Annotated in this window: 16 protein-coding genes; 10 read left to right on the top strand and 6 right to left on the bottom strand. The window is 39.6% G+C overall.

The window, feature by feature from the left end; genetic code table 11:
- The first annotated feature begins 92 nt into the window (after positions 1-92).
- The 9 genes from NIES1031_RS20580 to NIES1031_RS20540 all read left to right on the top strand — a co-directional run bounded on the left by NIES1031_RS20580 (position 93) and on the right by NIES1031_RS20540 (position 11,702).
- Positions 93-347, top strand: coding sequence for an acyl carrier protein (locus NIES1031_RS20580; protein WP_073551326.1), 255 nt, complete (start codon positions 93-95; stop codon positions 345-347).
- 62 nt (positions 348-409) lie between these two features.
- Positions 410-3,049: a condensation domain-containing protein gene (locus tag NIES1031_RS20575; RefSeq protein ID WP_178378205.1), complete on the top strand. Its 2,640-nt coding sequence runs from the start codon at positions 410-412 to the stop codon at positions 3,047-3,049.
- Between the two features lie 206 nt (positions 3,050-3,255).
- Entirely contained in the window at positions 3,256-3,999 is a 744-nt protein-coding gene (locus NIES1031_RS20570; RefSeq protein WP_073551324.1) for a peptidylprolyl isomerase, read from the top strand.
- Between the two features lie 85 nt (positions 4,000-4,084).
- On the top strand, positions 4,085-7,060 hold the full coding sequence (locus NIES1031_RS20565; protein ID WP_073551323.1) for a peptidase domain-containing ABC transporter: 2,976 nt from the start codon (positions 4,085-4,087) through the stop codon (positions 7,058-7,060).
- Positions 7,057-8,493 (top strand): beta-barrel domain-containing protein, encoded by a 1,437-nt coding sequence (locus NIES1031_RS20560; protein ID WP_084544418.1) that lies wholly within the window; start codon positions 7,057-7,059, stop codon positions 8,491-8,493. Before NIES1031_RS20565 ends, NIES1031_RS20560 begins: the two co-directional genes overlap by 4 nt.
- 396 nt (positions 8,494-8,889) lie before the next feature.
- Positions 8,890-9,747 carry a prolipoprotein diacylglyceryl transferase gene (lgt, locus tag NIES1031_RS20555; protein WP_073551321.1) on the top strand — a complete coding sequence of 286 codons (858 nt, stop codon included), beginning with the start codon at positions 8,890-8,892 and terminating at the stop codon, positions 9,745-9,747.
- A gap of 50 nt (positions 9,748-9,797) precedes the next feature.
- The gene (gene cobM, locus NIES1031_RS20550; RefSeq protein ID WP_073551320.1) at positions 9,798-10,586 is read left to right on the top strand and encodes a precorrin-4 C(11)-methyltransferase; all 789 of its coding nucleotides are present in this window, start codon (positions 9,798-9,800) and stop codon (positions 10,584-10,586) included.
- Between the two features lie 117 nt (positions 10,587-10,703).
- Positions 10,704-11,183, top strand: a complete 480-nt coding sequence (locus NIES1031_RS20545; protein ID WP_073551319.1) for a flavin reductase family protein — start codon at positions 10,704-10,706, stop codon at positions 11,181-11,183.
- 165 nt (positions 11,184-11,348) lie between these two features.
- On the top strand, positions 11,349-11,702 hold the full coding sequence (locus NIES1031_RS20540; RefSeq protein ID WP_073551318.1) for a phenylpyruvate tautomerase MIF-related protein: 354 nt from the start codon (positions 11,349-11,351) through the stop codon (positions 11,700-11,702).
- A gap of 9 nt (positions 11,703-11,711) precedes the next feature.
- On the opposite strand, the gene NIES1031_RS20535 is transcribed toward NIES1031_RS20540, so the two are convergent.
- The 4 genes from NIES1031_RS20535 to NIES1031_RS20520 are packed head-to-tail and all read right to left on the bottom strand — an operon-like array spanning position 11,712 to position 18,424.
- The gene (locus NIES1031_RS20535; RefSeq protein ID WP_073551317.1) at positions 11,712-12,371 is read right to left on the bottom strand and encodes an OmpA family protein; all 660 of its coding nucleotides are present in this window, start codon (positions 12,369-12,371) and stop codon (positions 11,712-11,714) included.
- A gap of 23 nt (positions 12,372-12,394) precedes the next feature.
- On the bottom strand, positions 12,395-13,909 hold the full coding sequence (locus NIES1031_RS20530; protein WP_073551316.1) for a hypothetical protein: 1,515 nt from the start codon (positions 13,907-13,909) through the stop codon (positions 12,395-12,397).
- 51 nt (positions 13,910-13,960) lie between these two features.
- Entirely contained in the window at positions 13,961-17,218 is a 3,258-nt protein-coding gene (locus tag NIES1031_RS20525; RefSeq protein WP_073551332.1) for a tubulin-like doman-containing protein, read from the bottom strand.
- A 45-nt stretch (positions 17,219-17,263) separates the two neighbouring features.
- Positions 17,264-18,424, bottom strand: coding sequence for a vWA domain-containing protein (locus NIES1031_RS20520; protein ID WP_073551315.1), 1,161 nt, complete (start codon positions 18,422-18,424; stop codon positions 17,264-17,266).
- A gap of 673 nt (positions 18,425-19,097) precedes the next feature.
- Between NIES1031_RS20520 and dnaN the strand changes: the two genes are divergently transcribed.
- A complete protein-coding gene (gene dnaN / locus NIES1031_RS20515) occupies positions 19,098-20,237 on the top strand; it encodes a DNA polymerase III subunit beta (RefSeq protein WP_073551314.1) in 1,140 nt (379 codons plus the stop codon).
- A 22-nt stretch (positions 20,238-20,259) separates the two neighbouring features.
- Here the strand turns inward: dnaN and NIES1031_RS20510 are convergent, their stop codons facing one another.
- Together NIES1031_RS20510 and NIES1031_RS20505 are read right to left on the bottom strand one after the other, a co-directional pair.
- Complete coding sequence (locus NIES1031_RS20510) at positions 20,260-20,454, bottom strand: hypothetical protein (protein ID WP_178378204.1); 195 nt, start codon at positions 20,452-20,454, stop codon at positions 20,260-20,262.
- A gap of 217 nt (positions 20,455-20,671) precedes the next feature.
- On the bottom strand, positions 20,672-21,859 hold the full coding sequence (locus tag NIES1031_RS20505; RefSeq protein WP_073551313.1) for a TRC40/GET3/ArsA family transport-energizing ATPase: 1,188 nt from the start codon (positions 21,857-21,859) through the stop codon (positions 20,672-20,674).
- Position 21,860: the final 1 nt, after the last annotated feature.

Below are 21,860 nucleotides of genomic sequence, written 5' to 3'. Positions count from 1 at the left end.
CAAACTGCACCGAGATGAGCAATTGACTCTTTTTTGATTCTGATACCCCGTCCGCAAGCAGACGGGGTAGTTCATTAAGCTAGGTGAAAACTATGATTGTAGAAGAAGTAAAGCAAAAAGCTCGAGATGTCGTTTTAGCACTTTTACCAGATGCTAATTACGAACTACTATTAGATGATAGTGATATTTTTACTCTAGGATTGGACTCTATTAATGCAATGGCACTTATTTTTAATTTGCAAGATACCTTTGATATTAAATTTGAAACAAGTGAAATTAACTTTGATAATTTTCGGACATTTACAGATATTGTTAATTTAATAACAAGGAAAAAAGAAAAGAACTAAAATCGTATCTCGTAAAAACCCCCTTGCTATTATCTATGAATGTCATCTCCGCCCCAAGAAATATGAATATTACATCATCAGTAGGATTGAGCGGGAAGAATCAATCAAGTTCTCATGTAGGAATAATTCCTTATACTCAATCTCAGACAGAAACAGCACAGCAACTACTCTGGCAATCCATAAGAACTGTTATTGGATTACAAAATCAGGCTCCGCCTTTGCAGCCAGTTTCGCACCGTAGTAGCCTGCCGCTGTCTTTTTCTCAAGAACGGCTATGGTTAATTGAGCATTTAGAATCTGGCAGTTCTGCTTACAACATTCCTTTTGCCTTTCGCATTACTGGTTCGCTAAAAGCGTCAGCCTTAGAACAGAGCTTAAACGCGGTTATAAGATCTCACGAAATCTTGCGAACCAACTTTGCTTTAGTAGAGGGGAGGGCTGTTCAGGTTATTGTCCCTACTCTAACCTTGAGCATACCAGTGGTGAATTTGCAGCAGTTACCTAAGCCAGAGCAGGCAATTCAGCTGGTGAAGCAAGCCACTGCGGAAGCCAAGCAACCCTTCAACCTGAGCTGCGGACCACTATTAAGAGCTGTTTTACTCCACCTGGATACAGACGAACATGTATTACTCCTGACTATCCACCATATTGTTTTTGACGGCTGGTCTGAAGGCATATTATTTCGTCAGTTAGCCGCATTCTACAGAGCTTTTTCCACTAGTAAACCCGCACCACCTCTTGAACTATCAATTCAGTACGCTGATTTTGCTGTCTGGCAGCGGCAGTGGCTGCAGGGCGAGTTCTTAGAAGTGCTTATTTCTTACTGGAAACGCCAGCTAGATGGCAAATCCCAGCTACAACTACCCACTGATCGTCCTCGACCATTACTTCCAACTCACCATAGCTCTTACCAAAAGCTATTACTACCCCAGGAATTAACGGCAGCACTTAAGGCACTGAGCCGTCAGCATGGAGTTACACTATTCACCACGTTACTAGCAGCCTTCAAGGTACTACTGCACTACTATACGCAACAGGATGACCTGTTAGTGTGTAGTCCAACTGCCAATCGCAATTGTAAAGAACTCAAGGAACTCATTGGTTACTTTGTAAATTTGTTGATTTTGCGGAGCGATCTGTCTGGCGATCCTAGTTTTTGTGAGTTACTATGTCGGGTGCATCAGGTGGTAACTGGAGCTTATGCCTACCAGGATTTGCCAGTGCAGCAGCTGGTGAGTTGCGTTGATTCCGCCCAAACATCTCTATTTCAGGTAATGTTTGTTCTCCAGAATACTCCTAGGCAAAGTTTGGAACTGCCTGGCTTAGCTGTGAGTTCGTTGGATATTGACAGTGGTACAGATGCTGATTTTGATTTGTTTTTGTCAATGGTGGAAGAATCAGGAACATTAAGTGGGGTATTAAAGTACAACACCGACCTGTTTGACAAGGCAACAATTATTCAAATGCTGAAACACTTTCAGTCCTTATTGGAGAATATTGTTGCCAATCCAGGGCAATCCCTCTCGTTGCTATTGCCGATGAGTGAGGCTGAACGACAGCAGTTGTTGGATAAACAAATGAATTGTCAAGCAGTGCTAGACCCTAAGCTGTCAAGGACTGAGCAGGAAAAATCTTACATAGCACCTCGGAATTCCTTAGAATTCCAGTTAGTACAAATTTGGGAACAGGTATTAGGAATCAAACCTATTAGTGTAAACGACAATTTCTTTGAGCTGGGAGGGAGCTCGCTGGTAGCTCTGCAACTGTTCACTCAAATTGAGAAGTTGTTTGGCAAAAATCCACCTATAGCTACTCTACTACAAACACCGACGGTGGAGCAGCTGGCTGCTAGCTTTTTTAGCTTGGAAAAAGAGTCAATATCTTGGGTCTCGCTAGTACCAATTCAATCTAGCGGTTCCAAACCGCCTTTCTTTTGCGTACATGGATTGAGGGGAGGGACTCTCGGCTTTAAGAATTTAGCAAATCATTTGGGTTCTGAGCAGCCTATTTATGGACTAGAAGCATGTGGGCTAGATGGCAAACACGCTCCCTTTAATCAGCTTGAACAGATGGCAGCTTTCTACATCAAAGAGATTCGCCGCATCCAACCAAACGGACCTTACTTTCTGGGAGGTTATTCTTTTGGGGGAACAGTAGCCTTCGAGATGGCACAGCAGCTTTACAAGCAAGGGCAAAAAGTCGCTTTACTATGTTTATTTGACACATACGGTCCAAGTTGTTTTAAGCAATTGTCATTGTTAGAGAAGCTTTCTCGTCATTGGCATAACCTTTTACGATTCAGACGTGCCTATATCCGCACACTCGTAAAGAAGCGTGTTCTGCAGTTAAGCCAAAAGATTGCTATCAAGTTTTACCAGAGTCTGGGTTATACCTTGCCTTACAAACTCCGAAAAGCTGAGCTTGAAGCGATCCACAATCGAGTTCAAAGGAATTATGTACCTCAAGTCTATCCAGGTCGAGTTACTCTATTCCGCGCTATCAACCCACTGGGAAAAGATTTTTACTATGAGCCAGACCTACCTACACCTGATGACTGGTACAACCGAGATCCCGAACATGGTTGGGCTAAGCTGGCTGGTGGCGGATTAGAAATCCATGATGTTCCTGGCAATCATATGGCTATATTTACAGAACCCTATGTAGGAAGCCTAGCCGAAAAATTAAAAGCCTGCTTAGAGTAGAGATAATCTTTTTAAGACTACTCTCTAAGTATTGGTAGGGCGGCATCATCAGCAGAGCATCGGTTTATTAATAACGGCAACGCAGAAAGTACAGCTTGCGAGTTATTCGTGGGCATATTTGTTGTGTCCTAAACCTATTAGTTCATTGATGTTATCCGCATCAAGCTTTCAGGCAAACATCGAAGATGATTTTGTAAGCAGGAATTATGCAAACGAGTAGTCAAGACCAAGTTGATGCAGTTTTAGATTTATTAAGCCGTTATCAACTCATGCCGCAGTTAGCGCGCAACCTAATAACAGACAATGCGATCGCTAATGTAGCTTACACCGATGAGGAACGCCAAACCGCGATCAAAGCCTTTGAAGCGCAACACCAAATTACCTCTACAACCCGCGAAACTTGGCTCAAGCAACAAGGTATGACCCTAACGCAAATGCACGAACTTGCGCTTCGACCTCTGTTACTAGAAAAGCACAAAACCACAGTTTGGGGACCCAAAGTAGATAACTATTTCTTAACCCGCAAAGCACATCTCGATCAGGTAGTATATTCTCTGATTCGGACGAAAGATATGGGGTTAGCACAAGAAATTTACTTTCGGATTTTAGAAGGCGAACAATCGTTTGCCGAGTTAGCCCGCGAATACTCGCAAGGTGCAGAAGCTAAAACAAGTGGGTTATTGGGACCTGTGCCTTTAGTACAGCCGCATCCTGCCATTAGTAAACTGCTCTCTGTCAGCCAAGCTGGACAAATTTGGGCACCGCGTCCTCTAGCCGAATGGGTGGTGATTATTCGTCTGGAAAAGTTAATTCCCGCACGACTTGATAAATCGATGCGCCGTCGTTTACAAGATGAATTATTTGAAAATTGGCTTGCCCAAAAAATGCAGCAAGTTGATATCACGCAATTTGTATCAGCAAGTTTACGCAATCGCAACTCCGTATTGTGAAATGCAAAAATTTTTCTTTAATTGGGAATTGTTGATACAGCAGATGCGGATACTTAAATAAAATAAGCATATAAATTTATAGTCTATGACTCAAAGCATTCCTCTGGCTCCAATTCGAAATTTCTTGGCACAAACCCCCCCGTTTGACCAGCTATCAACAGAGGCTATAGAAACAATTACCGCGAAATGCCAACTGATGCGCTATCGCCTCGGGCAATCAATTCTTGTTCGAGAAAAAATGCCTGCGCAAGTCGCCATCATCTATCAAGGACAAGCACGGTTATTAGGCTACGACCAGCGATCGCGTACCCCAGTCAGCTTAGAATTACTCGGCACAGGAAAAATCTTAGGCGCAAATTCGATAGTACGCGGCATTCCCTGCGAAACGGCAATTTCTTCAACTGAAGTTATTTGTATTATAATATCATCTCAAAATTTCTTAGACTTGCTCAGTTCAGAACCAATTCTAGAACAGGCTTTTCACAATAGTTGTAGCTTGAGTGAAGTTTTTGAGTTATTAAGTGTCGAACTCCAACGCAGCGCCAACGAAACTCCCAATTTAAAAGAGTTAGCGATCGCAGCGTGGCAAGATGCTGTTGTCCGCAACATCCCTAAAGGCAAACTCAATCTCGCACAACTTGACGCGGATCGCGTATGGTTAGTCAGTAGTGGGACGGTTTCAGATTTTCCCGTCGGTAGTCGTCTACCTGTTGATGGGTCTTCGCAAGTGCTTCGCGTTGAGAACACGCGTTTACTGGGACTTTCTATCCGCAAACAAATTAACATTCCAGTGGATGCAATTCCACCGAGTGCCACGCATGAGATCACGACTTTCAGTGTAGCTCCTCTAGAAGCAATTCCATACGCGCCCGACCAGCCACCCGAAGCACCACCCGATCCTTATGCTGCTAAACCGAAATACCCACTCGTCCGCGCTAGAGGTACAATTGACGCCCCTCTAGCGTGTTTTCAGATGTTGAGTCAGTCTTTGGGGCTCACATTTCGCAAAGATTTGATTCGTAAAGTTTTAGAAAATCAATATAAAAGCGCCGGAAATATTTCATTGCAAGCGTGCGGTGCGATCGCCGAAATGATGGGTTTACGCGCGCAGTTAGCGCAAGTATCCGCAACCGCAATCAATCGCCTCAAAGCCCCTGCATTAATCCGTTACGCTGATAGTTTTGCCGTTATCTACAGCATTACGGAAAAAGAATTAGTTCTCGCCATTCCTGAAAGTGGAATTTTGCGAAAAAGTCCCCAAGGTTTTGCCGAAATTTGGGGAAAAGAAGGGCAAGTACTGCTATTGCAACCACCAAGCCAGCAAGTCAAAGAAAAGTTTAGCCTCCGCTGGTTTATACCATCAATTTATCGCTACCGTAAAGTTTTAATCGAGGTTTTAGTTGCCTCGCTTTTTGTTCAACTTTTTGGTTTAGCAAATCCACTAATTACACAAGTTATTATCGATAAAGTTTTAGTACAGCGTAGTATTGATACTTTAGATGTTTTAGGTATATTTCTCCTCGGAGTCGCGGTATTTGAGGCATTATTGACTAGCGTGAGAACTTATTTATTTGTTGATACAACAAACCGCATCGACCTCAGCTTAGGTTCAGAAGTCATCGATCATTTATTACGTTTACCCCTCAAATATTTTGATCGCCGCCGCATTGGAGAACTCGCCGGACGCATCAACGAACTTGAAAATATTCGGCAATTTTTAACAGGTACAGCATTAACTGTTGTCCTAGACGCGGTATTTTCAGTTATTTACGTTGCAGTGATGCTATTCTATAGCTGGCTGCTTACCCTCGTAACTTTAGTCACAATTCCATTATTTGCCCTACTAACAATATTCGTCTCACCCATCGTTCGCCGGCAACTGCATAAAAAAGCTGAAAAATATGCAGATACGCAGTCTTATTTAGTAGAAATTTTATCGGGAATTCAAACAGTCAAAGCGCAAAATATTGAATTGAAATCGCGCTGGCAGTGGCAAGAACGCTATGCAAAATATATCACCGCTGGTTTCCAAAACGTTCTCACATTTAGTACTGCAAGTTCAATCAGCGGCTTTTTAAATAAATTTACAGGCTTACTTTTACTGTGGGTAGGTGCGCATCTTGTTTTAGCAAATCAACTGACATTAGGACAGTTAATCGCCTTTCGGATTATTGCAGGTTACGTCACAAGTCCTTTATTGAGACTGATTCAACTGTGGCAAAACTTTCAAGAAACCGCCTTGTCAATTGAACGACTCAGCGATGTTTTAGATGCACCGCAAGAAGTCGATGAAACAAATCGGGATAATATTCCCATGCCAGAAATTAAAGGCGATGTGCATTATGATGCGGTGTCATTTGGGTTTAATAGTAATGGTCCGTTGCAATTAATTAATGTCAACCTAGAAATTCCTGCTGGTTCTTTTGTGGGAATCGTCGGGCAAAGCGGTTCGGGTAAAAGTACCTTAGCTAAATTATTGCAGAGATTATACGAACCCACCTCTGGTAGAATTCAGATTGATCGTTACGACATTAGTAAAGTCGAACTTTATTCACTACGGCGGCAAATCGGCATGGTGTTACAAGATACCTTGCTATTTAATGGCACTGTTCAGGAGAATATCGCCCTAACCAATCCTGAAGCAAGTTCTGAAGAAATTATTGCGGCTGCAAAAATCGCTGTGGCGCACGATTTTATTATGTCTTTACCTCAAGGATATAACACTGTAGTCGGCGAACGCGGTTCTTCATTATCCGGCGGACAACGCCAACGAATTGCGATCGCGCGTACCGTTTTGCAAAATCCCAAGCTCTTGATCTTAGACGAAGCAACGAGTGCTTTAGACTACAATTCCGAGCGGCAAGTGTGCAACAACTTAAATGAAGCGTTTCAAGGTAGAACCGTATTCTTTATTACGCACCGCCTTTCTACCGTAAGAAATGCCGATACAATCGTCGTCATGGATCAAGGTTCAATTGTCGAGCAAGGAACGCACCAAGAATTAATGGCACTCAAAGGACGGTACTACTGTCTTTATCAACAACAGGAGTCGCAGCTATGAAGTCAGAATCGATCGAACAACCAGTCATTTTAGAACAGCCAGCAGTATGGTCACGAGTCGTCATGTGGTTACTTGTGTCGGTGACGACTTCGGCGTTTATCTGGGCTTCAGTCGCCAAAATTGAACAAGCCGTACCCGCAACCGGAAAACTCGAACCGCAAGGATCGACAAAAGAAATAAAAGCCCCATCTGGTGGTGTTGTCCGCGACATTTATGTTCAAGATGGGCAGTTAGTTAAAAAAGGAGAACTATTAGTCACATTCGATCCCACTGCGCCACAAGCAGATGTGCGATCGCTCATTCAGTTAAAAGCTTCTTTATTACGCGAAAATCAATTTTATACAACTGCCGCCGCCGGTAATAACTTAGATAATTCATCAGACTTCGCAACACTAACGCGATTGCGCGCCGCTTTAGTTGCAGAAAATGACTTTTTAAAAGCCCAAGTTAATGGTTTTAATCCTAACAAGCCAATAGAAGGCGAATTTGATGCTAATCAACAACAATTACTAGCAAGTGCAAAAGCCGAATATCGTTCGCGCGTAGCCAATGCCTATCTTGAAATTAAAGAATTAGAAAAACAACTGAGTCAAACGCGATCGCAACTAGAAACCGCTAAAAAAGTCACTGCAATCAACCAAGGTATTCTTGAGAAAATTGCTCCTGTCGCCGAAGAAGGTGGATTATCGCAAGTACAATACCAACGCCAACAACAAGAAGTTTTAACACGACAATCTGAAGTAGATCGCCTAACAAGTGAAGAACAAAGACTATCAATTCAAATCGCTCAAGCTCAAGAGCAGTTACAAAATACCGTTGCGCTGACTGCAAAAGATATTTTAACTAAAATCGCAGATAATCAGAAAAAAGTTGCGGAAATTGATACTCAACTTGGGCGAAACAAAATAGAAAACGAAAAACGAATTGCAGAAATTGAGGGACAACTCAGTAAAGCAAATCAAAGTTTGCAATATCAAGAACTGCGATCGCCTGTGGATGGAATTGTTTTTGATTTACAAGCAAAATCACAAGGATTTGTAGCAAATTCTGCTGAGCCAATCCTAAAAATTGTGCCAAACGAGAATTTAGTAGCTTCTGTATATCTAACAAATAAAGATATTGGTTTTGTATATCCAGGTATGGAAACTGACGTTAAAATTGAATCTTTTCCAGAATCAGAATTTGGTAGTATCAAGGGCAAATTAATCTGGATTGGCTCAGATGCTTTACCACCTACACAAGAGCGCCCTTATTACGCCTTTCCTGCCAAAATTCAACTAGAACGCCAAGCTTTAAGTATTAATGGAAAAGAAGTGCCACTACAATCTGGTATGAGTGTTAATAGTAGTATTAAAGTGCGTAAAAGAACAGTTTTAAGTATGTTTATGAATATGTTTGATAAGAAGATTAAGAGTTTAGAAACAGTTAGATAAAAAGAAGGGGTAGGGGGAAAAACAAAGACAAGACTCGTCTCTCTAAGTTCTATGCCTCTCGAACATACCTTTTGATTCTAGTAGGGCTGTTTCATTGTCACTGAAGGAAAATAAGGTCGAATTGGTTAGCCAAGTGTCGCATAGCGATTGAAATTGAATCAAAGCCGCAGCGTCGAGCAACAGTAATACCATCCGCTCGACCACAATTGAATGAACGTAACCCGCGCGACTTGCTGAATTAAAGACAAAGCAGGGCAATAGACCTGGATGAACGCAACGATGCACGCATTGACTATGAGTGCGTTAGGTAATATTAACGTAATCTCTACTTCTCTAGCTCCCAACCCCTAGCCCCTCGTATGATGATCTGGTAACGATTATTTCTGGGTGTTGCTAATGTCACTAGCTTCCGATTTACTAGCTCAGTTTGCTTCTCCAGGTCCCGTTATTATTAATGTTGGACCAATTACAATCCGCTGGTATGGTTTACTCATCGCTTCGGCTGTATTAATTGGAATCACGCTTTCGCAGTATCTTGCGAAACAGCGCAAAGTTGATCCAGATTTAATCGGTGACTTGGCAATTTGGTTAGTTATTGGGGCGATACCTGCTGCGCGTTTATACTATGTTTTGTTTGAGTGGTCAGAGTACGCGCAGAATCCTGAGCAAATTATTGCAATTTGGCAAGGAGGAATTGCAATTCACGGAGCAATTATTGGTGGTTTGCTTGCAGCACTGATTTTCGCACGTATCCGGCGAGTTTCGTTTTGGCAGTTAGCCGATTTAGTCGCTCCCTCACTGATTTTAGGACAAGCGATCGGGCGTTGGGGCAACTTTTTCAACTCCGAAGCTTTTGGGAATCCGACAAATTTACCTTGGAGATTATACATCCCTCCCGAAATGCGTCCGCCAGAATTTGCAAATTTTGCTTATTTCCATCCCACCTTTTTATATGAATCGCTGTGGAATTTGATGGTGTTTGCGTTGTTGATCGCTTTATTCGTGAGAGATGTACAAGGTAAACAGCGTTTAAAAACTGGCACACTATTTCTTGTTTATCTCGTTGCTTATAGCTTAGGACGCGTTTGGATCGAAGGATTACGTACTGATAGTTTAATGCTCGGACCACTACGCATTGCTCAGGTAGTAAGTTTAACAGGAATTGCGATCGGATTAGTCGGCTTGGTGTGGTTGTACGTATACAATCGTGCTTTACCTGATGTGGTAGAAGAAGGGATGAGGGGTGAGGGGTGAGGGGTGAGGGGTGAGAGAGTAAGATTAATAGTCTATACTCACTTTTACTAATGACTAACTCAACATCACTATTACCGAAAGTTTATCTTGTAGGCGCGGGTCCAGGAGATCCAGATCTCCTGACGATTAAAGCACAAAAGATTCTCGCGCAAGCGGATGCGATCTTATTTGCCGATTCGCTGGTTCCACGCGAAATTTTACAATATTGTCGCTCGGATGCCGAAATAATTAGGACGGCGAATAAGACTTTAGAGGACATTTTACCTGTAATGGTGGAACGCGTGCGATCGCATAAATCAGTCGTACGACTTCAATCAGGCGATCCAAGCCTCTATAGTGCGATCCACGAACAAATGCAAGCCTTAGCAGAAGCGGATATTCCCTTTGAGGTGATTCCTGGAATTAGTGCTTTTCAAGCTGCGGCAGCTAAACTTAATGTTGAACTTACAATTCCTGGAGGTGTACAAACCATTATCCTTGGTCGGATTAGTGGACGCACAGAAGTTCCCACAACCGAAGAATTATCCTCGCTGGCAGCGCATCAAGCAAGTCTTTGCTTATATCTTAGTGCACGTCACGTAGACAAAGCCCAAAGCCAACTTCTCGAACACTACCCAGCACACACCCCAGTCGCAATTTGCTTCCGCGTTGGTTGGTCAGATGAGAAAATTGTGCTGACAACGTTAGCGGAAATGGCAAAAGTGACTCAAGCAGAAAACCTAATTCGCACCACACTCTACATCATTAGCCCCGCCCTCACAGCAACCGCCGCCCGTTCTCGCTTATACCATCCCGAACACTCTCACCTATTTCGCCCACACCGATCCACAGCATCTTAAATTAAACTTCTCCATTATTCTTCTCTTGGATTTCTAGCCTTTGGCAACTCCTTTGGGGAATGTGTCTTTGTGATTCGTTAAACTTAGCGATGTAGCAATCCAATAGGAGAACAACCCTTGTTAGACGAACAAGCCAAAAAAACCATGCTGCGGAAAATTCCTCACGGCTTATACATCTGTGGCGTCAAAGATGGAGAAGAAGTCAATGGCTTTACTGCTAGCTGGTTAATGCAAGCTTCTTTCAAACCACCTTTAGTTGTTAATTGTGTTAAACAAGATTCCAAATCCCACGCGATGATTAAAAATAGCAGGGTGTTTGCTATCAGCTTCCTAGATGATTCTCAAAAGGAAGTCGCCCAGAAATTTTTTCAACCGCAGCGCCGTGTTGGTAACAAATTTGAAGATGTAGAATTTTACATCGGTGAAACTGGATGTCCAATTATTTCTGATAGTCTTGGCTACATCGAATGTCAAGTTGTTGATGCCGTAGAAAAAGGCGACCATACTGTTTATATAGGTGAAGTAATTGCTGCGGGTGTTCACCGTGAAGGTGATTCTCTCCGACTCGAAACTACAGGTTGGAACTATGGCGGATAAATAGCAATTTGAGTTGAGCAGGCATCTTGCCTGCTTGTAATTGATCGAGTTACCCTAGGTTGTGAAAAGTTTTTTAAATGAACTACTCCAGATGCAGAGAATGCAGAAAATTCTTGTTTTATGAACGGTTTAAGCTTACTTTAGTAGATATATATTGGGGTAACTATGCCTTTGATTAAAGTTCAAACTTCTGTCGCTAATTTTGAAAAATCTGAGGCTGAAGCTTTACTTAAGAATCTTTCTTCAGCATTAGCAAAACATTTAGGTAAACCAGAATCTTATGTTATGACAGCTTTGGAATCTGGAATTTTGATGACTTTTGCGGGTACGCTTGACCCTGTTTGCTATATAGAAATTAAAAGTGTTGGTTCGATGAAACCTGAGCAAACCAAAGCAATGAGCCAAGACTTTTGTCAACAAATTAATCAAGCTTTAGGTATTGATAAGAGCCGAGTTTATATTGAATTTACAGATGCAAAAGGTTATATGTGGGGCTGGAATAGTTCTACGTTTGGTTAATTGCGTGTATTATTTTACTTTAATCGGTTCACCTGGACGGGTAAAACGAATTTCAATGCGTCGTCGTGTTGCATCTGGTTTGCGATTGACTGATGCAAAATTTCCATCGGGTAAAATTAGCTGTGCAGCTGAGTAAGCTTTAAATTTTAAGCCTTTCAACTGTCCTTTAGCTTGAACATCGTGCAATACTCTAACAACTGCTAAAGCACGCATTAAGCCAAGATCGGCGTTAGATCCCGCTTTGAGTTGACTTACAGGTATACTTGCGTTAGCAACTTTCTCTAAGTTTTGGTCTAGGTTACTAGCTGCGCTACCGTTGCCCTGACCGTCGGTGTGACCGATAATTTCTACAACATTAATTTGGTATTCTTTTGTATTACGCTCAATCTCTGGAACAATTTTATTTTTAATGTATGCGTTCATAATTGGTGGAATTTCGGCGCTACCCGAAGCAAATCTGTAAGCGCCTTCATCTTCAATGACAAGGATAGGAGGAGGGCTTTTAGGAGGTTGAATTTTTGTGACTTCAGTTTGAGCGATCGCACCTTTAACGATAGCTATTAACAATAATAACATAGCTATCATAAAAGTATTAGACATCAAATCTGTAAAAGCCGACCAAATATTTAGTTCTTCTTGAGATTGATGAGATCTACGAGAATACCGCATCTTTTTTTAAGTAGATAATGATTTTATTTAGCGGTGTTGGTAATATATTGTTTAAAAGTTTCATCTGCTATAAAATGTTTTTCTAAAAGTTTATTCAAGCGATAGCTTTCTTGCTTAGAATCACTGAATTGCTTTATAAGCTGTGCTAAGTATTCTACAATAATTTGCATTTGTTGTTGTTGATTGATCGATTGATTGCTAATACTCGTAACTAGGCGATCGCTCAAATTTTTTAAACCAACGGCTACTACTTGATTATATTTATTGAGTGATTCAGCTAAAGTTTTTAGTTCAATTTCTACAAGTTCAAAGCTATCTGCTTTATCTAAAGTTTTTTGTTGAAGTTTATCAAGTATTTCTACAGCAAATCGCAGTTTTTCACCACCTTGATGTAAACAAGGTATAATCTCCTTTAAAGATTGCTGGTTACTACGATGTAGTTCTAAAGCTTGAACTGTGTTTTGGTTGTGGTTGTTAATTTGATTAGCTATATTTTGGACTTGACGATTAGAATTTACTACCTCAATTACGGCTGATTCAATTACTGATACAGACTGAGATAAAACTTCAGTTGAGTTATTAAACTTTTTCTGTATACCATACAAATCTTTTGTAGCATCGGCGAGAAGTTGCGCAAAATTACTGCGCTCAAATACTTGTGCTATTTCTGCAAACTTAATTGTGGTGGCTTGTAGATCATCAACACTTTTTGCAAAAGTACCAGATGATTCTTGAAATCCACTATACACGCGATAAGCAAGTTCGTTAGCTTGTTTATTAACATCCACAATTTCTTGAATCTTTGCTCCAAGTGATGATTCTACTGCATCACGTACTGTTGTACCAAACCTACCTAAAAAGTCTTTAAACTCAAACACTAATCGATCTACAGCTTTATCTAATCGATGATTTCCTTGAATTTCAGATTGATAAATATTGTCCAAATAGTCTTCAATTGAGCAAACTAATTTATATTTAGCTACACTAGTATTTTTAATTAAATTAAATGTTGTTATTAAAGCACTAAAGAGTATTCCAGTTAAACTAGTAGCGAAAGCGATACTCATTGCTTGTAGAGGTTGCTGTAGCTTATTTAATAAATTCTCTATGTTATCTACTTGTGCAACATTTGTAAGCATCTGACTCAACTGATTTAGGTTCAAGGTAATACCTAAAAAAGTACCAAGCAAGCCAAATGCTAAAAGTAAATTAGGTAGAACCCTACAAAAATATTCAATTTGATCGTAAGAAAAAATACCAATTTTCTGCTGGCTATAAACTTGTTCGATTAAAGCTACTGTATTAACTTGATCAATATCCACACTAGCTTCTTTAAATCGAAGTTCTAATTCTTTAATGATTTCTGGCTGATCTCCACGTTGAGTGCGGTTAATAAGTCTTCTAACACGACTTTCTAAAAAGACAAGTTTGCTATAAAGATTTGAGCGTAAAATAATAGCAGCTATAGAGGGTAATACAACAGCTAAAAATACACTTAATAATAGCGTTGGTGATAGAGAAGATATAAAACTTTCCATAAAAAAGTTAATGACAAAATTAAATAGAGTGGGTCTTACCCACCCTGTTCACTAGCACAAGGGATATTTAGCAATGATTTGTTGATGCTCTTGCTGGTATTCTTCTGGCGTTAGAATACCATCAGCAAGATCTTGCTTCAGACGTTCTATCTCGATACGGCGTTTTGTTCTATTGTCTTCAATATCAACAGCAGGCTCAAGCACTAAAACTTCACCTGTCAATACTTTTTGACTGGATGCGATCGCGCTATTAGTGTTGTTATTAGATACTATCCTAGTCATAAGTTTTTCCTGCATTCGCGCTTGGAAACGGTTAATGACTCCTTCTTTTGCTGTTGTAGAATCATTTCCCTGCGAACCAACAACACTCAAACGATAAGGATAGTTTTCGTGGCTATCTGGTAAATTATCAACCTGTTGCACAAATTTACGTAGTTGCGGTAAATAACATTCTTGCCATCTATTAGGTTGATGTTCAATTTGTGAAATAACGTTATCAAGTAGATCTTGTAGTGCTTTTGTTTTATTGTTATGCTCGCTTAATTCCTGTAAAGCTTTTTTCCAAGATGAGTTGAGCGAAGCAGTATAGTACTCTCCTCTTAAATTATCGAAGTATTGAAATTCAAGTTCCTGAGTCTCTGGATTAGTTTGAATTAGATTCAAAGCAAGACAAGGATAAAAAATATCTTGTAATTCCAGCATTTTTTTTACTGGTGGTGGAATAATATCTATAAATCCTTGACTTCTGTGATTATGTAATGACACATTTCCAAGTTGATTTTTCTGTCTTATATAATGGTTTCTTAAATTTTCTAAACCATCAATCAATCTAAGTGGAAAAGCAGCATATTCAGTAATTAATAAAACTTTGTCTTCATGCTGAGTAGACTTAAGTTCATTGTCAGGAATTCCTAGTTTGCTAGTCAATATCTCATGAAAATGCTTAACTTCTGGCTCATCTGTATCTTTAAAACCAATCAGTTGGCTTTTTTTAGCGGAACTGCTATGAAAGTATGGCGCAGTCAAATTAAGTGGTAGTAGTGGTTGTGCTTCGCGAATAATTTGCCCAAGGCGCACTGCACGTTCTGAAGCAGGATACTTCTCATTGAAGCGCTTGATAACTGATTGTACAGTATCTGCACTCCGCGACCCAAACAATTGATTTACTCTATTGTCAATTTCATGTCTTAGTTGCTCTGTACTAATATGGCTTTGTGCGAGAAGAATTGCTAAAGATTGTCCTTCACCGATAGACTCTAAAATCTTTTGAGTAATTTGAATCGATTGAGCACGATATTCTCTTAATGGTAGTAAAGCTTCATAACAACTTTCTATATCTTCTTCAGAGAAGATTTCCTCACCGCTCATTTCATCCGAATTTGATTGTTTCAGCTTGATTTGATATTTTTCGTAGTGACTTTTTAAATCTTCTACTGAGCGGCTTAATAAAGTAAGTTGATTTGCTTTTGCTTGTACGTGATGCTGTAGGACTTTGACCACTTCTAAAGCTTCTAGTGCTACAGATAAGTTAAAATTTTGTTTGATTGCTGTTTCTGTCTCTTTTACTGCCTTTCTTGCTTCATCTTGAACGCGACTATTTTTAGTATTAAATATCAGTCTAAATTCTTCTTCTATATCCTGAACTATTTTATTAGTTTGTAACCACTTTTTTTCTAATTGTTCTAAGGTACTACCACCAGTGAGGCTTTTAATTTTTGATTCGATTTCATATTGATAAGTATTTAATTCAGACTGAATTGCATCGAGCCAATTTCGACTATTTATAATTGAGAAGTATTGGTTACTAGGTTGAAGCAAGCTATATAAATAACTATCAATGTCGTTGCAGAGTTTTGTAGTTAAACTGGCTCTTTCTTTAATAACTTTTGTTAACCACACTCCCCGATTAGTGTCTGTATCTCCTGATTTTATTTTATAAAATTGTTCGCGAAAGTCTCTTTGAAGCTGACGCAGCAAGCTCGAACGGTCTTCTTTTGTTTTACACTCGGCAATTTTATTTTCTAACTTTGATCTCCAGGCGCTCATCAAAGCATTAATTTTTTTTTCATTCTCAAGTGTTGAGTCTTCTAACTTAGCAATTATGCTATTTTTTTGCTCTAAGCTATTATGCCAATGATACTCGATGAAAAACTGTTCTAATAGTTTTAGTGGATCTGGGCTTTGTCCCTCACCTTGTAACCAAAAGTTAACGAGTTTATTACTGATGCGTGTCACTGTAATTTGTGAGATGCGATCGCGTGGGAAATAAATAGCAGCTAAGCCAAAAGTTAAATAATTTTGAGTGTTAGGACGAGGATGATCGTCTTCTTGAATAAGATGTTGAGCAAAATTATCGCGCATCCCTTTAACAACAGGAGCTAACTCACTTGAAAAGTCTAAGGCGATTTTATTAGCAATTACATTACAGAGTTTCCGCTGTTTATCGATAACATAGTTACCTTGTTCTGTAAATTTAGAAACTAAGTAAGTATAATCAAATGGCGGGCGTTTGTCTTGTATATTAATGTGATATCGTTGATCGTAACAAGCTTCAAATGTTGTGCCTGGACTTGAATAATAATCAAGCTCCATCAGCGCTGCATAAGTATTAGCACACATATTTGGCGTGTTACCATACAATTCTGGACTAATCACCAAATATCCAATAAGTTGCTTAACTTCAGGATAGGAATATCTCAGGCTATATGCCATATCTAAAAAAGTACCGCTACCTGTACCACCACACAGCGAACCAACAACAACAATATTTAATCCAGGATCGACAATTAAACCAAATTTTCGTAGTAACTCTTGTTCGTGTCCTCGCGTACGTTGTTCAGCAACTTCAATTGTTTGCTTAATTTTTAAGTAGTTATGAAAAAATGATAATCTTCCAATAGGTCTAATGCCTTTTGCTCCCTGGTCGATTACTTTAATATTCCTTAAAAGTTGGGGTGGAAACCACTTAGCAATATGTTTATAGGGACTAGGCTGATCGCCAATGAGATTGCACTGTTCTAATCCTTGAACTAGTTCTGTAACTTGTGTAGCAGTCATTGTAGCATTGGCTTTTTCTGCATCTTGAAAACCTAAGTCAACACCCTGATAAACATTTCCTGCACGCAAACTAACTGATTGTGTTGCTTCTTTGTCAGTATCTATATGAACAAAACTAACTACCGGTAAATTATCTAAATTTTTATAGCGGTCTACAATAAGTCTACGAATACGCATTAGAACATCTCTACCAGTACCACCTAAACCAATACAAATAGTACGGTTTATACCTTGGTATTGCCGTTCATTCATAAAAAATTGATTACTATACAACATAGTTAGCTTTAATTTTATAAACTATCTTTTAACTTGAATATTGATATAAAAATCTCCGTGTTTATCACTTGGGCAATTTAGTTTAATTAAGCTACACTTTAAACGAGTTTTTTTATTAACTTCTTTACCTTCCCACTCAATTGGTGCTAACTGAGTCGGTACTAAATAAAGCAGATTACCTTCACGTTCTAAGTAAGCTCTTACCTCTGAACCAGGACAATCGATTTCATCAATACAATTAGAATCACCTTGTCCTATAGCTAAAGATTTTCCAGGTAATAAAGGGCAGCATTCCTCCTCATATTCTTCTAAATCTGTAGAAACTAAAATACGCCATTTTTTACGTAAATTTACAAGATAATTAACTAAAAATGAAATAGAAGTTATTCCTAAGATGGCTATAAGAAAAGGTAGCCACAATTGCCCTAACAAGTAAGAGTTAACTTTACAAAATTCTTGGTTATTTGGTGCAATTGTGCAAAATTCTTGCACAGTCGGTTCTATATCAACAACCGCTAATTTATATTGCTGAGACGCTGAGTTTTCAATTGTTAGCTCTCTTTTCTTTAAAGGTAAAATATTGATCCATGCTTGTCGTTCTTTACTTTGAGAAGAATCTGCTACTCGAAAAGGACTATTGACTGGCGTTTCAATCCAATCGTTTCCAGACTTTGCTAGTAAAGGAGCATCGGTAACCCAAACAACTGATTGTGCTTTAATCGGTTGATTTTGTTGAAGACGATTTTGATTAAGCTGAGCTAAGCCTTGATATATAGTGAGCTCTGCTCGTTGAATATCTGTATTTTGTAACTTTAAATCTGCTGATAATGGAATTTTTTGAATAATCTTGTCAAAACTTTCTTGATTGTTACTAAATTCAATTGGTGATCCTAAAGGATATACATCAGATAGTCCGTGTAGTTGAGTTACTTCTGCTGCAAAAGGAACAATATATACTGAATCTCCTGGTTTTAAACTATCCTCAATAATTTGCTTTAATCGAATACGACCTTCATTATTAATGCCTACACTTTCAGTTAAATCAATTGCTAATACTACATCGCGTTTTCCATGAAGACGTGCAACTATGCCTAAAGCTGTTTGTTGTTGAGAGCTTAGTCTTTTTCCTGGGGTAACTTTTGTATTTGTAGATAATGATAAGATCCGCTCGGATACGAACATATTTTCAGTAATTCGTGATTGATTGATAGTATATATTTTTCTGGTTTATTAAATTTAAGAGTAATTAAGGTACAAATCAGTTTTAGCTACTAATTATAGTTTTTTTTTAGATTAACTGAATATTATTTTTTCTATAATCGCAATCTTACTGATAATCTTGTATATTCAATTGTTGACCTAAGTTGAGTTCAGTGATAGTACTGTAGAGACTTATCAACTTCTTTTAGTAATATATTGCTCTGACTATTAAATCAAAACAGAAGTGTAAGTAGTATTAATTATCTCAATGCATTTCGGCTTAAATTTAGCTTAAAGAACATTTAAGAAAAGATTGCCTTGTGAAAAACTTTTAACTTTCTGGGGAAAACTTTGGGGAAGTCTGTGGAAAACTACAGGGTATTTAGGGGAAAACTTAACTAAGTATAAATACTGTGTGAATAACTCGGGGCTTTTTCCACAAGTTTTCCACAACCTTAAACCGTGAAAACGGAGATAGGCAAAGATTTTTTTGACTTTTTCCACAATTTCCACAGAGCCTACTACTACTATAGAAAAATAATAAATACACTTCGTAGTAGATAGTTTGCAGCAAATGTCAAAAGCAAGTGTTACGATAGTTCCTCTAAGCTGGTTTTGACCATAACGCGATCGCAAGTAACTGCTGGATACATCAATGAAATTCGTTTGCAACCAAAGTGATATCAGTACAAACTTGTCACTCGTAAGTCGGGCGGTTCCTTCACGTCCAACGCATCCGATTTTGGCAAACGTCCTCTTAACCGCAGACGCGCAACAAGGACAGGTTAGTTTAACTGCGTTCGATCTTAGCTTAGGAATTCGGACTAGCTTTGCTGCACAAGTCGAAACTGGTGGAGAAATTGCCCTTCCAGCAAAGTTACTCAATGACATTATCTCTCGAATGCCACAAGGAGAATTGACGATTGATGATGAAGGCGATACGCCGTTAAGCGCGACGATCACATCGACTTCGGGAAAATATCAAGTGCGGGGTATGGGAGTTGAAGAATTTCCCGAATTACCTGTTGTCGAAGGTGAAACGATTTATCTTCCAGCAGAAGCTTTAACCGAAGGGCTACGCGGTTCTTTGTTTGCAACGAGTGCAGATGAAACGAAACAAATACTATCTGGACTACATCTGACTTTAGAACAAGATACTCTAGAATTTGCATCTACGGACGGTCATCGTTTGGCAGTTGTACAAACAATTAATGAAAATGCTTCAGTAGAAGCTGAGACAACGCGATTAGAGGTAACAGTACCAGCAAAGGCTTTGCGCGAACTAGAAAGGATGCTAGGAATGCGCGATCAAAGTGAATCACTGGCGTTGTATTGCGATCGCGGACAAATTGTTTTTGAATGGGAAAATCAAAGGCTAACCAGCCGTACTTTGGAAGGACAGTATCCTGCTTATCGTCAACTGATTCCCCGTCAATTTGAAATTCAAGTCACACTCGAACGCAAATATTTACTCAGTGCGATCGAACGCATTGCAGTCTTAGCAGACCAGAAAAATAATATTGTTAAGTTTACACTCGATAGCTCAAGACAAGAATTAGCTTTGTCGGTTGATGCGCAAGATATTGGTAGTGGTAGAGAATCAATGGCTGCGCAAATTTCTGGCGACAGTATTGATATTGCCTTTAATATTAAATATCTAGTTGATGGCTTAAAAGCACTCCCCAGTTCAGAAATTCAAATGCAGATTAACACGCCCACCAGCCCAGTGATTTTAACGCCTTTGAGTGGTGTAAAAATGACTTATTTGATTATGCCAGTACAGATTAGAACTTAGATATAGAATAAGGACATTAAGTTTACTGAGGAAGTCTCTGCGCCGTTACAAGAAATACCCGTTCGACATTGGGAACATCACGAGGTGGCAATTTACGAGTATAGCGCCCAAAATATGCGCCGTCATCTCCAGGTTGAATGACCTTTGCTTTCCATCCATAGTCTGCTAGTAACTCTTCTGGGTTGTCAAATCCACAACGCCAATATCCTTGTGTCACTTGCACATCACTACATGAAGCTGACGCGCTTTTCCGGTTAGGAGTTCATCTTGAATGTTTGTGCGATCGCACTTTGGCAAATTTTGCCCTCTTACAGTCTCCCCCAAAATTGGGGGAGAAGTGATACATTGACAGGTGTTAGAAGAGCAATATTTACCTTATACAATAGTTAGTCTGCGTTCACAGACTTTAGTTTATTTAGCTGCAACTTTAGTTGCTAAGCCCTTACACCATCAGCAAAACGAATCTTTAAATAATCATCCTCCATCTTGGCACCTGCTGGCTGCAATGCGGCTAAAGCTTGCGGTAATACCAAGTTACGCCGATGATTACCGATGGTAATATTTAATTCATCCCCAGTTTTGCTTAATTGAACATTATCTTTAGCAATTCCTGGTAAATAAAGCTCTAAGCTGTACTGATTGTTATCTTGAACAACGCGTACAGTCGTTTCTTTGTAATAAACTTGCGTCGGGTCTTCGTCTTTATAAAGCGTATCTTTAAGTCGCTCTAAAGCTGCTAAACCGCACATTTCTTCAGAATATAAAGGGACTTCCTTTACAGGTAACGGACGGAAATTTTCATAAATTTCTTGGCGATATTGCTGTTGATTTTCTTTCCATCTTTGAAAGAAAGGATCTTGAACTTCTTCAGGAATAATGCGATTTGCAACGACTAAATCTGTTGCTACATTATACAAACTTAAATAAGCATGAGCGCGTAGCGATTCTTTTAATACCATCTTTTCTGGATTTGTTACCAAGCGCACCGAAGTTTGCATATTATCGGTTAAGACTTTTTCTAAGGCTTCGATTTGCTCGTAAAATTCATACGGTGCATCCATAACTTCTTTGTCAGGCAAAGAAAATCCTGCGATCGGTCGAAATAAAGGCTCTACAAGCGGTCTTAACGCTACAGACATCTTTTGTAATGGCTTGTAGAACCGTCGCATATACCAGCCGCTAACTTCGGGTAAACTCAATAAACGCAAAGCAGTACCAGTTGGAGCCGAGTCGATAATCAAGACATCGAACTCGCCTTCATCGTAGTGGCGCTTCATGCGTACCAAGCCGAAAATTTCATCCATTCCAGGCAAAATTGCGAGTTCCTCAGCTTGTACTCCGTCGAGTCCTCGTGCTTGTAAAACTTGAGTAATATAGCGCTTAACGGCTCCCCAGTTACCTTCTAGTTCTAATAATGCGTCTAATTCGGCTCCCCAGAGGTTTGGGCGGACTTGTCGCGGATCGTGTCCGAGTTCTAAGTCAAAACTATCTGCAAGTGAATGTGCTGGATCGGTACTCAAAACGAGTGTGCGATAGCCTAACTCTGCGCAACGAAGTCCAGTAGCCGCAGCAACAGAGGTTTTTCCGACTCCTCCTTTGCCTGTCATTAGAATTACACGCATG

Source organism: Chroogloeocystis siderophila 5.2 s.c.1 (assembly GCF_001904655.1).
Taxonomy (GTDB): Bacteria; Cyanobacteriota; Cyanobacteriia; order Cyanobacteriales; family Chroococcidiopsidaceae; genus Chroogloeocystis; species Chroogloeocystis siderophila.
Note: the sequence above shows the minus strand (reverse complement) of the source record. Positions and strands in the feature narration are given on the sequence as shown.